Here is a 16,115-nt window from a genome sequence, read left to right on the forward strand (position 1 = left end):
CTGGCTTTCACCTGGACTCGCTGATCCAGAATGTCGTTTCGTCTTCCCTTGTATACATCGGCCGGTGCCAGGTTATCCAGGGATTCGTGGTAGCGCTCGATCTTCCCCTGCGTCATCGGGGGATACCTCCATTCCAGCTGCTACCAGCATATTCTATGCAACCTGCAGGATAGCCAGCCTCAGCCAAGCTAGGTATCATTGGCGGCTTTTTGCGGACACACGGATTGTCATGGCTAAACAACGCGTTCTAACCGGCATTACGACCAGCGGTACGCCGCACCTGGGCAACTATGTCGGGGCCATCAGGCCCTCTATAGAAGCCTCCTGCGACGACTCGCTTGATTCGTTTTTCTTTCTTGCTGATTATCATGCTCTGATCAAGTGCCAGGACCCGGCAATGGTGCGCCAGTCTACCAAGGAGATCGCCGCCACCTGGTTGGCGCTGGGTCTGGATACCGATAAGGCGCTGTTCTATCGGCAATCCGATATACCGGAGATACCGGAGTTGACCTGGGTACTCAACTGCAATGCGGCCAAGGGCCTGATGAATCGCGCGCATGCATACAAGGCCGCCGTGCAGGCCAATGAAGAGGCGGGGGAAGATCCGGACTTCGCAGTAACCATGGGATTGTTCAGTTATCCGGTGCTGATGGCCGCGGATATTCTAATGTTCAATGCCCAGCGTATTCCGGTTGGCCGCGACCAGATACAGCACGTGGAGATGGCACGCGATATAGCCGCGCGCTTCAATCATAACTTTGCCGACGTCTTCACCCTGCCCGAGGCAGTGGTCGACGACAGTGTCGCAGTGCTGCAGGGACTGGACGGGCGCAAGATGTCCAAGAGTTACCAGAACACCATCCCGTTGTTCCTGCCAGAAAAACAGCTGCGCAAACACATCAATAAAATCAAGACCAATCTGCTGGAGCCGGGTGAGCCTAAAGATCCGGATTCCTCCACGGTATTCCAGGTGTGGGCGGCCTTTGCCGATGCAGCGGAGACTGCCCGCATGCGCAAGGAATTTGAAAACGGCATCGCCTGGGGCGAGGCCAAGAAGCAGCTGTTTGAACTGGTTAATGCCGAACTGGCTCCGGCCCGAGAGCGTTACAATATGCTGATGGACGACCCCGGTCATATCGAAAGCGAGCTGCGCAAAGGCGCCGAGCGGGCGAGGGCGCACAGCGTGCCGCTGATGCAGAAGGTCCGCTACGCGGTGGGTATCGCCCCTATCACCTAAGAGAGTTCTCCAACTGGCGCCCGTCTTCTTTCTGGTGCCATTCCAGGCGCTGTCCGGCTCCCCATAAACAAGGCGGCCCAGAGCCGCCTTGATGCATTACGTTTCCTTCCTAGAAGTTGTAGCGTGCCATCAGGCCGATGGTGCGTTCGCGCAGAATATTGGTTTCGTTATACGAGCCGCCACTGAAGAACTGGTCATATTGGTCCGGGCCATCTTGTAGAATCACCTCGTCTGCGTCGAAGAGGTTCTTGACGAATACATTGACGTCCCACTTAACGTCACTGTCCCGCCAGCCTACAAACAGGTCAAACAGCTGATAGTCGTCGAACTCCTCTGCGACGGTGCCCAGACCCGCGGAGGCAGAGATATTGTCCCGCTCGCCGGTGTATTTGTAGAGGCCGCGGATATAGATTTCGGTGCTTTCCAGCGGGAAGAAGTATTCTGAGTTCAGGAAGCCGGACCATTCCGGTTCGCCTCCCACTCTCTCGCCGTCCAGATCGCAGGAACCAATCAGTTCACCCGGTTCACGGTCGTTACAGGGCTCTGCTGCGCCATCCCATTCTGCCTGCGTCCAGCTCAGGCCATAACCCATGGACCAGGTTTCGCTCAGCAGCACCTGTCCATCGAACTCAATCCCGGTCACATCTGCGTCGCCGTTGTATATCAGCCCCCCGGGCAGCACCACCGGGTTACCCGTATCGTCCAGGACCTCCACTCCCCGCACGAAACCCAGGTAGCCTTCGTACTGCTGGTAGTAAAGGGCGGCATTGAGACTGGCGCGCCCACCCCAGAACCGGGCCTTCATGCCCAGTTCAAAGGAGTCACTGGTTTCCTCATCATGCAGCAGGTACTCAGCGGGATCGGGAATAAACTGTACATTGGGAGACGGTACAATCGAGTTGCCCTTGGTGCGGTAGGCTCTGCCGTAGTTAGCATAAAGAGAGATGTCGTCGGTCCAGTCCCAGCGCAGGGTCAGGGCGCCCGTTATGGAATCATCGTCAATGTTCTGGAACTCATCCGGTATACCTTCGATGGGAAAGGCAGCGCCAGCCGGACCGGTAATCTGGTCTTTGAGGAAGTCCTGAAATTCTGGCGGGAAGCCTGCAACATCGGGCAGATAAGGGTATCCATTGAGCGTGACGGTCGCGGCACGGTACTTTTCGTACTCTGTGTAGCGTAAGCCGAGTTCCATGCTCAATGCGTCGCTGAGATAAAACGAATTAAACGTAAACAGAGACCACTGTTCCGCTTCTACCGGGACAATGGAATTGGACTGTAGCGTGAACTGATAACCACCCAGCGGGGGAAAGGCGGGGAATTCAGGGGGGAAGGTAGTCGTGGTATCAACGGTAAAATCGGCTACGACATCGGAGTCCTGATAGTACAGTCCAAGCATCCAGTCCCAGAAATCGTTGTCCGAAGAGGACAGGCGAAACTCCTGAACCCAGACCTCCTGGTCGACTGTTGATGTTTGGGAAGTACCCGCAAGCGGATTCTGGACGTAGTTTGCCTTGTCATTTTCTTCGCGATAAATCCTGGTCTCATCGGTCCAGCCTGTCACGGATGTAAAGTCGAGGCCACCTATCTGCCAATTGATCTGGAAATCGACAAAGTCGTACTCAAAGTCGGTTTTATTGACCGTCGGTGCAAGCGAGGTCCTGTCTTCCGGTTTCAGTGTCGGCCTTTGTCCCAGCGAGTCGACACCGACAACGGAGGCGGGATCGTCACCATCTCTATCGAAGGCCTGGTAAGTCAGGTCGGCGGACAGATTGTCAGTGATCTGCCAAACGGTATTCAAACGGTAGGAGGTGGCCTCCAACTCAGGGTCGTCGAGGCCGGTGGTAATGTTTTCCACGTTGCGCCCTCTATTGGTGTCGTAGACGGCGGCCACGCGTGCCGCCAGTTTCCCCTCGATCAACGGCATGCCATAGGCGACCTGGCCATTAATGCCGTCGTTGTCGTCAATGGTGCCCTGCACGTATCCGTCAGGTTCAAACAGGTCTGCCGACCGTGTGTTGATGTTGATCGCCCCTGCCGGTGATGAGCGTCCTTGCAGAGCACCTTGTGGGCCGCGCAGGATTTCGACGCGTTCCAGGTCATAGAGTTGGCCAAAGGCGATATTGTTGGTTACCAGCACATCGTTCATATAGATGGTTACGGTGCTGTCTACACCTGCCTCCGCATCCACGGAAACGCCGCGCATGGCAACTGTCTGTGATCTGGCGTTAGGCGTCGCCAGTGATACGCCGGCGGTCTGGGATTCCAGGTCTGCGAAGCCAAGGGACGAGAACTTGTCGATTGAATCGCCCGTCACCACGTTCACGGTGGCTGCAATGTCCTGCAGCGTGGACAGGCGCTTGGTGGCGGTGACGATAATTTCTTCCAGCACAAGGTCCTGCCCGATAGCAGGGGCCGTGAGGGCAGTGAGTGCGGAGGCCAGCAGGGTTTTACAAACGGTAGGAGTTCTGTTCATGCGATACCTCGATGCTGATTTGGCCTGCGACGACGGTGCTTCAGTGCCAAAAATTTATTATGAGTATGAGCAGGGTGCCGGAACACTCCGCAGTAGATGAAGCTCTCGCTTATCTTGCACCAAGATACCTAAACTGTGTGCCGTGAAAGAATGACCGAATCGGTCAATTCCGGGTGTGCATGTTAACCACGAGGGTTGCGGCGGGCCCCCACCAGACTGGCGACCACGACCGCCATGTAGAACGTGCTGAACATGGCCTGCATATAGGCCAGGGTCCTGCTGATGGCCAACGTTGGCGTGATGTCACCATAGCCCACCGAGGTCATGGTGATATAGCTGAAATAGATGACGTTGGTGAAATTGTCAGTCCAGTAGATATGTTCTATCCCGGAGAAAGAGTGGGGGAATATTTCCAGTACCATGAGGTAAATCGCTGTCCAGATCAGGCCCAGCAACATGTATATGGCCAGGGCGCCAACCACGATATTGAGATTGACCTGGTCGCTGAAAAGTATTCGCTTGGCGATCATCCAGGTCACACCAAGGTAAAAAACGAGGGTGAAAGACAGCGCCACCAGCGGCGCTGGCGACCAGTCTGCAAAGCGATGCAGCGCATTCGAGCCGGCGACCAACAACAGCGTGACAACGACAAAGTAACGCCATCGAGGGCCAAAGCGAAGGCTTGTATAGGCGACGAGTTGGGTAATGAATATAACCAGTTCCACTACAATGAGTTGCTTGCTGGCTGCGATGGAGTCCACCAGAGCAGTGGAAAACAGCAAGAAGAGTAGCGCCAGGGTGAAATAGATAAAGTTATTTTGCTCGCTAACGCCTTTCATTAACTTTCCCTTTCTGCAGCGGGGTGTGCACGTCTATAGTGAGTAGAGTCAGTAGGTCCAGCCAATCCCTGTGGTGATCGCGTAGTCTACGGTGTTGTCGTTCTCAGCCTGATTGTCCGATGTGACCCAGGACGTGATGTCCCAGTATAGGTCGTTGACTATCTCCCAGCGAATGCGCAAGTTGCCGTCGGAGCGGACACGGCCGGTGTCGGTGAGGCTGGGATACAGGTTGAAAGCCAGGTCAATTTTGACCTCAGGGGAACTGAACTGCCAAAGAGAGTACTGCGTGGACAGAAATAATTCCACATCCTCGTTAGTGTCCTCTCCGGAGAATCGCTCTGATATCACCTGCAGCCCGGTGGTCCCGGTAAAGCGGCTCCTGTGGGTGTCGATAAAATAGCGCCCCAGTCCTGCACCGGCGCCTATCCGTCGGTTGAGCCCCAGTTCGTCGTTGTCCTCATAGTTGGCGAACAGCGCGCGAAACGAATTACCGCGGTTCGTGCCCCAGGTGGAGCGGTTGATGTCAAAGCGGCTGCTCTGGCTGCGCTCGCTGTCGGAGTCAACAATGTCAGTACGGCCAGTGAGCGTATTACGAGACGTCTCGTTTTCGTAACTGACATTGGTGTTAAATGCGATCTGGCCAACAGCGCTCGCCCGGGTGTAGGAAACGGTAGTGGACAGGTAGACATCCAGCCGCTCCAGAAAGCTGTCTTCGATGGGTCTTAGTTCCACGACCTCGAGTGTCTCAATGCCTTGTTCGCCATCATTGGCGACCAGAGCGATTTGTCCCGACCTGATGCTGTCTTCAAAGGTTCCGTAGAGTCGATCTCCGTTGCTCAGGCGCAACTCGAAATGGTACTTGCTCTGGATTGAGGCAACCTCCGGCCACTCGATATTGATAGTTCCCATCGCGTCGGTACTGACCTCGAGAATGCCACCGAAAAGCGACTTGATTTCACCGGTGACTGTATCGCCGTTGTATAGCCTGATGATATCGGTCTTGCTATTGGCCAAGGCGCCGGGGCAGGCCAGCAACACGAGCAGGGTCAGGACGAGCGAAAATTTTATCTTCAAAACGGGTGCCTCACCAGGTACGAGCGTGCAGCTTAAGGCGCCATAGTAGTGAATCTTGCGGAGGTGTGCCAATAGCTCTGCCAGACGGGATTTTTTCAGGCAAAGCCGCCGTGCTATGCTGCAGTGATAAGGGATAACAACGCTGTCTTTCATGCTCACGCCTTCCAACCTGCTCAGCCTGGCGCTGCTGTACATCTGCATTCTGTTCGCCGTGGCCTGGTACGCCGATCGCAAGACCGCCCACGAGCCCGGCAGTCTGCGCCGCTATGTCGGTCGACCGGGCCCGCGAGGTGTGCTGTACGCACTCTCACTGGCTGTCTATTGTAGCTCGTGGACGTTCTATGGCGCTGTCGGTAGCGCCACCGAGTCTGCCTGGAGCCATGCCCCGATCTATCTCGGGCCGATATTGATGTTCGTCTTTGGCTGGCCAGTTATCAAACGCATGCTGCTGGTGGGTGCCCGGCACCGGGTAACTTCTATCGCTGACTACATAGGCGCCCGCTATGGTAAACGCCAGCTACTTGCTGTGCTGGTGACGCTGGTCGCTACGGCTGCCGTGTTGCCTTATATCGCTTTACAGTTCAAGGCCCTGGCCCAGGCCTGGGCGATCGTTGGCGGCACCATCGATATGCGTGAGGTCGAGGCGATAGGCGGCGATACCGGGCTGCTGGTGGCAATCATCCTGGCGGTTTTCACGATACTGTTCGGTGCCCGGCGCCTTGATGGTCGAGAACGCCATGAGGGCATGATGGCTGCTATCGCCGTTGAGTCAGTGGTCAAACTGCTGGCTTTCCTCGCTGTTGCGCTGCTTGCCCTGGGTTATCTGCTGACGCTGCCGGAAGGCGCGCGTATGGAACACCGTTCCGAGGCGCTGGGTGAAGTGGCCCTTTCTGCCGATTTTCTCGCGCGAACGCTGATCAGTGCCCTGGCGATACTTTGCCTGCCACGGCAGTTCCATGTGATGGTCGTAGAGGCGCAGGAAAGTACCGATACGCGCATTGCTCGCTGGATGTTTCCTGTCTACCTGGCGCTTTTCATGTTTATGATTGTGCCGATCAGTCTGGCGGGGGCCAGCGTCTTCTCGGTGGCAGATAACATCAGTCCCGATGTCTACGTCCAGATGTTGCCGCTTTCGCTGGATGCACCCTGGATAGCCGTAGCTGCATTTATCGGCGGTATTTCTGCAGCCACCGGCATGGTGATTGTGGCAACCGTCAGTCTGGCGATCATGATTACCAATGAGGTGGTGGCACCTATTGTCATGCGCGCCAGCGCGAGGTCTCCGACGGCGGTGCTTAAACTGGGAGACAGTCTTCGCCGTATCCGCCAGATCACAATTGCACTGATTCTGCTCTGTGCCTGGCTGGTCACCCAGTTGATCATGTCTATACCGTGGCTGGCGCAGATTGGGTTTATTTCCTTTCTGGCCGCGGCACAGCTGGCGCCGGCCCTGCTGGCCGGCCTTTACTGGCGTCGCGCACACGGGGTGGGTGTGATTGCGGGATTGCTGGTAGGAATAGCGCTGTGGTTCTACTGTGGCGTGCTGCCTGCCGTGCTGCCTGCGGAGGCAAGTCTTCTGGTTCACGGGCTTTTTGATCTGGACTGGCTGCGCCCGATGAATCTGTTCGGGATTCATGGCGAATCACGGCTTAGCTATGCCACCGCCTGGAGTCTGCTGGGTAACACCGGCGCCCTGGTAACCTTGTCCCTGCTACTGCGACCGTCGCTTGCGGATGAGCGGCAGGCTCGATTATTCATTGAGGACGGATCAGAAGTGTTGCGTGAAGAAGACCGCGACTTTGACCTCAGTCTTATTCGGGTCAGTCAGCTACAGGCACTGCTACTGCCTTTTGTGGAAGCCGAGGAGTTTACTTCAATGTGGCATCAGTTTGAAGATGCCTATCAGCAGCGGCTGTTACCCGGGGACAGGGCACCGGTGTTCGTTGTCAATCAGCTGGAGTCGGTGCTCGCGCGCATCATCGGTGCTACTTCTGCGCACCATGCCATGGAACAACTGGAGCGTAGTCAGCAGCTTCAATACAGTGATCTCGCCAGTATGGTTACGGACGCCAGTCGCTTGCATACTTTCAACCGGGAGTTGTTGCAGACCACCGTAGAGAGCCTGTTGCAGGGTGTTTCGGTAGTGGACAAGGAACTTCGCCTGGTGGCATGGAACAAGCAGTATGAAGCGATGTTCAACTACCCTGAACGCTTCCTTTACGTGGGCTGCCCCATCGAACGGGTTTATCGCTTCAATGCTGAGCGGGGAATCCTTGGCAGTGGTGGTCGCCCGGTGGAAGAGGAGGTTGAACGCCGCTTGAACTGGCTACGTGAGGGCAATCCTCATCGCCTGGAACGGCTGATGCCTGACGGTACTGTGGTGGATATTCGAGGCAATCCGCTGCCGCATGGCGGGTTTGTGACGACCTACATCGACATCACAGATTTCCGCGACGTGCTCGCACAGTTAGAGGAGGCCAAGCTTGAACTGGAACAAAAGGTCGCCACCGGTACGCAAACCCTTAGCGAGACCAACGCACGACTGCGTCAGGAGAATCGCCTGCGAGCCCAGGTTGAGTCGAGTCTGCGCGATGCGCACCAGAGCAAGACGCGGTTTATGTCTGCGACCAGCCATGACCTGTTGCAACCGATCAATGCCGCGCGTTTGTTTACTGCCGCACTCAAGCCCAGGCTTGGAAATGACATCGCTCCCGAAACGCGCCGAATCGTCGACCAGATTGACAGCTCTCTACATCGTGCGGAACAGTTGATTGCCGAACTGCGTGAAATTTCCAGGCTGGACTCCGGACGACAGATGCCGCGCCGCAGTCATTTTCCCGCTGCCGATGTGTTTGAGGCGCTGCAACGTGAGTTTGGCTCCATGGCCGGTATTCGTGGGCTGTCGCTCAAATTCCAGCCAACGTCAGTAAGCCTGTACTCAGATGAGTCACTGATCACGCGAATTCTGCAGAACTTCCTCTCTAACGCCATCAAGTATACGCCCCGCGGTCGGGTGTTGGTCGGTGTCCGGCGCCGAGCCGACGGCGCAGAGCTCCAGGTATGGGATTCGGGCCCTGGAATTGCCGAGGCGGACCGGGTAAGGGTGTTCCAGGAATTCGAGCGCTTGCAGAGTCAAATCCAGCAGGGAGAGGAGGGCCTGGGACTTGGTTTGGCGATTGTATCCCGTTATGCGGAGTTGCTTGGTCACCCGATCAGGCTGCACTCTAAACAGGGCCGTGGCACCATGTTTTCCATCACGGTGACCTATGGTCAGCAACGTGCACAGGGCAAAGATGAAGGAGACGGGGGTATTGGCACGGGCAGGGACCTGGAGGGGCTGAAGGTTATCTGTGTCGATAATGACCCGTTGATCCTCGAGGGGATGCAGCAGCTTCTGGAAACTATGGGTGCACAGGTATGTGGCGCACGAAATCGCGGGCAGTTGTTAAAGCTGTTAAGTGAGCGGGGTCGTCCGGATATTGTGCTGGCGGACTATCACCTGGATGAGGGTGATACGGGGCTTAATGCGGTTTTGGAGGCGTCTCAGCTCAGCGGAGGTGATGTGCCCTGTATTATTATCAGTGCCGATGACAGCGACGTTATCAGGGCCAGAGCCAAGGCAGTCGGCTTTCGATTTCTAGCCAAGCCGGTTAACGCGGCGCGACTGCGTGCACTGATACTCGCGCTGACTCGCAGCTGAGCCACTGCCGAGCGTCTAGTCAACACCCTGCATGCGGGCGAGGTGCTGCAGGTAAGGCAGGACCCTGGAGCTGATATCAGCGTTAGCCCCGTCGCCCCCAGGCTGTGCAGACAGCCCCAGGGTTTTCAGGACGAAACTTCCCTTGGTGCGCCCCCACTGTTCTTCTTCATAGCGGTAAGCATGACCCCAGGGATCAGTAGGGACGGCATCAAGGTAGCCCCCGTCGCGATAACTACCCAACTGGCGTCCGCTTGTGGGTTTTTCGACCAACGCCTGTAGTCCTTGTTCTGCACTCGGATAGTAGTAATTGTCGCGGTAGTACGCCTCCAACGCGTCAGCGATCAGCGCAAAGTCCGCAGTGATTTTAATGAGTTCGGTGCTGTCGGCCGTAAACGGGCCAATACCGGTCACTGCATATAAAGCTGAAGCCTGGTCGTCATTGCAATAAAACTGCCAATCATCTTCACTTGGCCGCTTATTCAGAGCGCCATTGGCCACGATGAACGGCTGGTTGAGCTGCCGTGGTTCGCTGTAGGATACATAGGCGCTGAAGCTACCGCATACAACGTTCCCCGGATATGCATCCAACTCCTGGAACTCCAGGTCGGTGGTAATCGTCAGGCTGTCTTCGACGGCCTGTTTGGCGAGACTGATGTCGGAGGAGCAAGCTGCCAGCATGAGCCCGATCAGGGCGATAGAGACTGCGCGCGTCAAGGCGAATTTCCTCTCGTTTAGTAAATGCGCAAGTATGAACAGATTGCCACCCGGACACAATTAATCTTGCGCAGCTCGACGCATGATCAGTGACACGTGTAGCCGCCATCTATGACCAGTTCAGCCCCAGTCATGTAACGCGACTCATCACTGGCAAGGAATAGACATCCGTTGGCGATATCCAAAGGCTCACCCATCGAACCCAGGGGTATTTCGCGTTGCAGGCGCTCGGCTATTTCGGCCTGGACATCAGCAGCCATCGCGGCGATACCGTCTTTCACCATAGCGGTTGAAATATACCCGGGGTGTATAGAGTTGACGCGAATCGGGTAACCCTCCGCTGCACAATGCAAGGCGGCTGATTTAGTGAAAATACGTACACCGCCCTTGCTATAGTTGTACGCGGGTACGTTCGCTTCACCGATGATGCCTTCTATAGATGAAATGTTAATGATCGATCCGCCGCAGTTTTTCATCACCCTGATGGCGGCCCGGGTGCCCATGAACACGCCTTCGCCATTGATTGCCTGTGTTGTGCGCCAGTCTGCCAGCGAAGCCTCTTCGACATTCCCGGTGATCGCGACGCCGGCATTGTTCACCAGGACATGCAAGCCACCGCACTCGGCCACGATGCCGTCTACCACGCTGTCCCACAGCTTCTCGTCAGTGACATCCTGGGTGCGAGCATGCGCCGAGCCGCCCAGACCCACGATACTTGCCGCTACACCGCGTGCGGCGTCGCCATCAACATCGCTTACAAATACGGTGGCACCTTCTTCCGCAAAGCGGTGAGCCGTTGCCGCTCCCAGACCGCCGCCACCGCCGGTGATGAGTGCAATTTTTCCGTCCAGTCGTGGTGACATGGCTATTTCCTCTTGAGTTGTTAGGTGTGTTGCCTTTGGCTAAAAGTCTGCGTAACACCTATTGAGCGGTAAGGTAACGCGCAAGCCTGTGACGCAGTCCATTTGGAAGAAACTTATCCAGCAGGTACCACAGCATGACGCCCGCGCCCATGGGGAAAGAAGTACCGTGACCCTCGGCTGCGCGCTGAATCAATGCGGCAACATCAGCAGCGTCCAGTTCTTTGGCCAATTTCTGTGGCATGTGGGCGGAGACCGCTTTACCCATGGCGGTGTTGATAACCGGCGGCTTTACGCAAGTTACATGGATATCGTGATCTCGCCACTCGAGATGCAGGGCTTCGGTGAGGCCGTCGATATAGAATTTGCTGGCGCTGTACACGGCGAGCTCCGGTACGCCGTGAATGCTGGAGGCAGAGCACAAGTTGACTGCCGCTGCTCCCGGCGTTGCCCGCAGCAGCGTAAATGCAGCCTGCAGCGTGTTGGTGGCGCCGCGTACGTTAACGTCGATGATCTGGTCATGACTCTGGTTATCTATGTCTACAAAATGACCAATGCTCAATACCCCGGCGTTATTCACCAGCAGGTCCAGCTTGCCGCCGGCGTGCTCGGCAAAGTGAGTGATCATGGACTGTACGGAGGCGTAATCTGTGACGTCGCAATAGTCTCCGCAGGCGTGTGCAAAGTCGCCGGAGGCGAGCAGTTCTTCAATGCCGCTGCGGTTGACGTCATAGATTCCCACAAACCAGCCAAGTGCTGCATAGTGTCGCGCGGTTGCCAGCCCGATTCCCTGTGCAGCACCTGTTATTAAAACTGTTTTCAACCTCATTCCTCCTGCGGTTGCGCATCCGGTTGCAAAATTTCTAGTTTCCGAGGCCCGGTTTGATGGCCTGCGTTTATCGCAGGGCCCTGCAGGCTCGCCACGGTTATCAAGTGTAGGCCGCGGTTAGCATCAAGCGAATGTGACAGCGGGACACATGTTTGTGATTTTCGGCCATTGTGCTACATTCCCGCTATTCGTTCAGGCCATCGGGCCCAATAATATAATGAAAAGAACCACGCAGATGCCGCCCCAGCATCCGCTTCGCGCGTTGCTTCCGCCGCTGGAGGTAATGGAAAAACTGGGCTATGACAGGTGCCGCTGCCTGCAGGGAACGGGTGTCACGCTGCAGCAGCTTGACGATCTTGGGTCGCGAATTACCCTGCAGCAGGAGCAGCGCTTTTACCGCAACGCCCTGGATCTCACCGACGACCCGCTGATAGGTTTGCGACTTGGAGAGCCGTTTGTGCCGCAGCGCTACGGGCTGTTTGGCTATGCGCTACTCAGCGCGGAGACCTTTCGTCATGCACTGGTTATTGCCGAAAACTTCGGCCGCCTGACCTTCAGTTTATTCAGTTTCAAGTTTGGTATTGAAGGGCAGTCAGCCTGGTTTGCCCTGTGCGATCCGCCCCTATTGGAAGAAGACCTGATAGCGGTGTACATGGACCGGGATCTCGCTGCTGCCCGCGTCGACTTTTCCGCTATCCTTGGTGAGCCGTTCAGGGTCGAGTCTCTGCAACTGCCACACCAAGGGAGGGGAAATGCCCAGGCTTACCGTCAGTACTTTGGCTGTGAGGTTGAGTTCGGTGCGCCCGATGCCCGCTTCTGTTTTGACTCGGGGGTTCTCGAAAAGAGACTTCCGCAGAGTGATCCTGACTCGTCGCGCCATTTGCAGCAGCAATGCCAGATGCTGATTGCCAAGCTCACAGCGCAGGGAAGCTTCATCGACGAGGTGCGCATGATGATACTCGCGCGCCCCGGCTATTTTCCCGATATAGACTACATCGCACAAAGGATGGAAATGTCTACGCGTACCCTCAGGCGGAAGTTGAAAAATGAGGGCAGCAATTTTCGTGACCTGCTGGAAGAGATACGCTACGGACTGGCCAGGGAATACCTCGCTGATACACAATTGCCAATGGAAGAAATTTCTTCGCTGTTGGGTTATAGCGAGGCAGGCAATTTCAGCCACGCATTTCGTCGCTGGTCTGGCATTTCGCCGACGGCCTGGCGCCAGAATGTGCCCCTTACGCGACCCAGATCAGTTTGATTCTCAGGTACTAATGACCACATCAGGGGAAACCAGGTGGATACAAAATTAATCGCTATTGTAAGCTCAGTGTTGCTTGCGGGCGCTGCATCATCGGCGCAAGCAGCAAGGCAATATACGGAAGAGCGCGTTCCCTGTGCTCGCTATGAGGAAAACCGCAGCGCTTTCTTTGGCGATCTACACGTGCATACCCGTTATTCACTGGATGCCAGCACCCAGGGAACGCGCACCACGCCGGCCCAGGCCTATGACTTTGCCCGTGGCGCACCACTGGGCATTCAGCCATGGGGTGACCAGGGCGAGCCCGGGCGCACTCTGCAACTGCAAAGGCCTCTGGATTTCACCATGGTGTCTGATCACGCCGAACTGATCGGCGAGGTGCGGATGTGTAATACGCCAGAGGTCGACGGTTACAGTAGTTGGCAGTGCTTGCTTTACCGGCATGTGCCGCGAGGCGCCTACTACCTGTTTAACTTTATGGCGACTATGAAGCAGACGCATCTCGGAATGTGTGGAGAGGAAGGCAAGAAGTGCAGGGAGGCCGCACTGATGCCATGGGAAGAAATGCAGACAGCCGCTGAGCAGGCTTATGACCGTAGCGAGGCTTGTACGTTTACCACTTTCGTCGGCTATGAGTGGACGGCAATGCAAAGCGAGAGTGGAGGAAACCTGCATCGTAACGTTGTATTTCGCAACGCCGAGGTGCCGCGCCTGCCACCTGATTTTATTGAGAATCCGGCGGCTAACCTGTTATGGGACGCACTTGATAGAGAGTGCCTGACGCCGGAAGGGGCCTGTGATGCGCTGGTTATTCCTCACAACGCCAACCTCAGCGCGGGCTATATGTTTTCAGGAAAACAGGACGATGGCGCAGCGATGACCCTTGACTACGCCAGGACTCGCGCCCGCTTTGAACCGCTGGTGGAGGTTATGCAGCACAAGGGGGCGTCGGAATGCTTTTACGCCGCTGCCGGCGGTGGCGATGAGCTGTGTGCTTTCGAGCAGCAGCCCACTGACAATATTGCAGTCTACGATGCCCCCCCCAGGGAAGATACCGGGTTTGTGCGCCAGGTGCTCGCGGACGGGCTGGCAATCGAGCAAACCCTTGGCGTGAACCCGTTCCAGTTCGGTCTGGTCGGCAGTACAGATACTCATCTGGGCGCGCCCGGTGCCACAGCGGAGGACAGATTCCCCGGGCATGGTGGTGCAGGTGTCCCAGCTCTCAAGAGAGTGCCTCCTGGCCTACCCGACAAACTCGAATACAATCCGGGAGGGTTGGCTGTGTTATGGGCGGAGGAGAATTCTCGCGACTCGCTATTCGCCGCCATGCGTCGTCGTGAGGCCTACGCGACCAGTGGACCCCGGATCAGCGCACGCTTTTTTGGCGGCTGGGACTATCCAGATGATCTCTGCGATAACCGGGAACGCATCAGTCTTGCCTACGCCGGAGGCGTTCCCATGGGTGGGGAACTGAGCGGGGCAGGGCAGGGTGATGCCCCCATGTTTATGGTGGTGGCAAGCAAGGATCCCGGGACAGCCAGTGTGCCGGGCACGCCTTTACAACGCATCCAACTGGTCAAGGGCTGGGTTGATGATCAGGGTGAAACCCACCATCGGGTTATCGATGTGGCTGGTGATGGCGACAATGGCGCAGACGTTGACCTGGCCACCTGCGAACGGCGAGGAGAGGGTTTTGCGCAGTTGTGTACAGTCTGGCGCGACGAGGATTTCGATCCCGGGCTAAGCGCATTTTACTATACCCGTACCGTTGAGAATCCCAGCTGTCGCTGGAGCCAACGGCAGTGTGTTGCGGCGGGTGTGGACTGTCGCGATCCCTCCACAATTGGAGAAGGTTTTGCAGGTTGCTGCGCTGTCGAGCACCGCCCTGTCATTCAGGAGCGGGCCTGGTCTTCGCCTATCTGGTATCACCCGCCGGAGGCCCAGGTTCAGAACTCCGTACTGCGGGATACGTTGACGTAAGTACCGGAGTGAAAACCGTTGAACCGTGTAGCCGTTACCGAGCCGTAGGCGCCAAGCAGCCCAAATTCCAAGTAGTCCCCCGGCCGCAAGCCCGCTGGTAGACGTGTTTCGCGCGAAAGCCTGTCTACCGGGTCACAGGTAGGTCCGAAAATGTGATACCCGGCTAGAGGTGCCTGCAGCAAACGACCTTCCTGCCAGGCGCGCACGGGCAGGGACAGATCGATCAGTGACTGCTCCTGCATGCCGCCGTATACGCCATCATTGAGGAACAGGCTGTTACCACAATCGCGAACGTGAATAATGCGCGTGAGCAGAGAAACCGCGGGCGCCACCATGGCGCGTCCCGGCTCACAGATTAGTGGAATATGCCGGTCAAGATGTTGCCTGGCGGCGGCTTTGATGGCGTCAAAGTACTCCTCCAGCGAGGGTAGTGCGGTTCCCGGATAATGTTCTGGAAAGCCGCCGCCCACGTTGAGAAATTGCAACGGCACTGCAGCGCGCCGAATTATTCCCGCTGCCGCCTTAATGTAACGCACGTACATTTGCGGGTCAGTGCACTGGGATCCTGGATGAAAGGTCAGCGCCGCCCTGGCACCTCTGGCCCTGATGTTTTTCAATAACGCCACGGCAGCGTCCTCGTTCGCGCCGAACTTGCTGCCGAAGTCGTAGGCAGCCCCGGCGTGATCCAGCTTGAAACGCACCGTGTAGGTAATTTGTGTATCGCCGCCGGTACAGCGATGGACCTTCTCCAGTTCAGCGACTTCATCTATCGCGAAGGAGCGCACCCCGTAGCGCAGGTAGGCTTCTGTGATCGATTCCTGTGCCTTGATCGGATTGTTAAAATGCAGGGTAGATCCAGGGCAGTGCTCCACAACGCGACGTACCTCGTCCAGAGAGGCGACATCGAAGCTCTGCATGCCGAAAGAGGAAAGCGTTTCCAGCACTCTTGCCTCGGGGTTGGCTTTCACGGCATAGCTGACCTGACCGGGGAAACCGTGTGTGAAGCACCTGGCGCGACGGCGTAGTGTGTCTGCACAGAACAGGTAAAGAGGGTCCAGCGGTTGTACCCTGCCGGTGATTTCTGCGCAATCCGCATAACCACCCTTTGTTGGTGGTCGGTTAAACACACTCGCGTTACTGCCTGTCAT

Annotated in this window: 11 protein-coding genes; 4 read left to right on the forward strand and 7 right to left on the reverse strand. The window is 56.6% G+C overall.

From position 1 onward, the window contains the following. The first annotated feature begins 229 nt into the window (after positions 1 to 229). Positions 230 to 1,237 (forward strand): tryptophan--tRNA ligase, encoded by a 1,008-nt coding sequence (gene trpS / locus C0039_RS10800; RefSeq protein WP_101518057.1) that lies wholly within the window; start codon positions 230 to 232, stop codon positions 1,235 to 1,237. A gap of 109 nt (positions 1,238 to 1,346) precedes the next feature. Here trpS and C0039_RS10805 read toward each other — a convergent pair whose 3' ends face one another. From C0039_RS10805 to C0039_RS10815, 3 genes are all read right to left on the reverse strand, one after another. After that, the gene (locus C0039_RS10805; protein WP_101518058.1) at positions 1,347 to 3,710 is read right to left on the reverse strand and encodes a TonB-dependent receptor; all 2,364 of its coding nucleotides are present in this window, start codon (positions 3,708 to 3,710) and stop codon (positions 1,347 to 1,349) included. A 182-nt stretch (positions 3,711 to 3,892) separates the two neighbouring features. Next, on the reverse strand, positions 3,893 to 4,549 hold the full coding sequence (locus tag C0039_RS10810) for a potassium channel family protein (protein ID WP_101518059.1): 657 nt from the start codon (positions 4,547 to 4,549) through the stop codon (positions 3,893 to 3,895). 48 nt (positions 4,550 to 4,597) lie between these two features. Further along, positions 4,598 to 5,623, reverse strand: a complete 1,026-nt coding sequence (locus C0039_RS10815) for a DUF481 domain-containing protein (protein WP_165787098.1) — start codon at positions 5,621 to 5,623, stop codon at positions 4,598 to 4,600. A 151-nt stretch (positions 5,624 to 5,774) separates the two neighbouring features. Here C0039_RS10815 and C0039_RS10820 point away from each other — a divergent pair, with 151 nt between their 5' ends. Beyond that, positions 5,775 to 9,323 (forward strand): hybrid sensor histidine kinase/response regulator, encoded by a 3,549-nt coding sequence (locus tag C0039_RS10820; RefSeq protein WP_101518060.1) that lies wholly within the window; start codon positions 5,775 to 5,777, stop codon positions 9,321 to 9,323. A gap of 15 nt (positions 9,324 to 9,338) precedes the next feature. On the opposite strand, the gene C0039_RS10825 is transcribed toward C0039_RS10820, so the two are convergent. The 3 genes from C0039_RS10825 to C0039_RS10835 form a co-directional block, all read right to left on the reverse strand. Next, complete coding sequence (locus C0039_RS10825; RefSeq protein ID WP_084179882.1) at positions 9,339 to 10,037, reverse strand: type II secretion system protein GspG; 699 nt, start codon at positions 10,035 to 10,037, stop codon at positions 9,339 to 9,341. 86 nt (positions 10,038 to 10,123) lie between these two features. Beyond that, entirely contained in the window at positions 10,124 to 10,900 is a 777-nt protein-coding gene (locus C0039_RS10830) for an SDR family oxidoreductase (protein ID WP_076001494.1), read from the reverse strand. 58 nt (positions 10,901 to 10,958) lie between these two features. Further along, positions 10,959 to 11,720: an SDR family NAD(P)-dependent oxidoreductase gene (locus C0039_RS10835; protein ID WP_076002425.1), complete on the reverse strand. Its 762-nt coding sequence runs from the start codon at positions 11,718 to 11,720 to the stop codon at positions 10,959 to 10,961. Positions 11,721 to 11,961: 241 nt separating this feature from the next. Between C0039_RS10835 and C0039_RS10840 the strand changes: the two genes are divergently transcribed. Then, positions 11,962 to 12,987: an AraC family transcriptional regulator gene (locus C0039_RS10840; protein ID WP_165787099.1), complete on the forward strand. Its 1,026-nt coding sequence runs from the start codon at positions 11,962 to 11,964 to the stop codon at positions 12,985 to 12,987. Between the two features lie 36 nt (positions 12,988 to 13,023). Next, positions 13,024 to 14,967, forward strand: a complete 1,944-nt coding sequence (locus C0039_RS10845) for a DUF3604 domain-containing protein (protein ID WP_243391597.1) — start codon at positions 13,024 to 13,026, stop codon at positions 14,965 to 14,967. On the opposite strand, the gene C0039_RS10850 is transcribed toward C0039_RS10845, so the two are convergent. Further along, positions 14,934 to 16,115 carry a type III PLP-dependent enzyme domain-containing protein gene (locus tag C0039_RS10850; RefSeq protein WP_101518062.1) on the reverse strand — a complete coding sequence of 394 codons (1,182 nt, stop codon included), beginning with the start codon at positions 16,113 to 16,115 and terminating at the stop codon, positions 14,934 to 14,936. The two genes, C0039_RS10845 and C0039_RS10850, sit on opposite strands and share 34 nt — an antisense overlap.

Origin of the sequence: Pseudohalioglobus lutimaris, from assembly GCF_002866825.1 — a bacterium.
Taxonomy (GTDB): Bacteria; Pseudomonadota; Gammaproteobacteria; order Pseudomonadales; family Halieaceae; genus Halioglobus; species Halioglobus lutimaris.

What these genes read in the sequence shown, in the direction of transcription:
- trpS (WP_101518057.1), top strand. Translation starts at nt 230, where the DNA reads ATGGCTAAACAACGCGTTCTAACCGGCATTACGACCAGCGGTACGCCG.
- C0039_RS10805 (WP_101518058.1), bottom strand. Translation starts at nt 3,710, where the DNA reads ATGAACAGAACTCCTACCGTTTGTAAAACCCTGCTGGCCTCCGCACTC.
- C0039_RS10810 (WP_101518059.1), bottom strand. Translation starts at nt 4,549, where the DNA reads ATGAAAGGCGTTAGCGAGCAAAATAACTTTATCTATTTCACCCTGGCG.
- C0039_RS10820 (WP_101518060.1), top strand. Translation starts at nt 5,775, where the DNA reads ATGCTCACGCCTTCCAACCTGCTCAGCCTGGCGCTGCTGTACATCTGC.
- C0039_RS10830 (WP_076001494.1), bottom strand. Translation starts at nt 10,900, where the DNA reads ATGTCACCACGACTGGACGGAAAAATTGCACTCATCACCGGCGGTGGC.
- C0039_RS10840 (WP_165787099.1), top strand. Translation starts at nt 11,962, where the DNA reads ATGCCGCCCCAGCATCCGCTTCGCGCGTTGCTTCCGCCGCTGGAGGTA.
- C0039_RS10850 (WP_101518062.1), bottom strand. Translation starts at nt 16,115, where the DNA reads ATGACAGGCAGTAACGCGAGTGTGTTTAACCGACCACCAACAAAGGGT.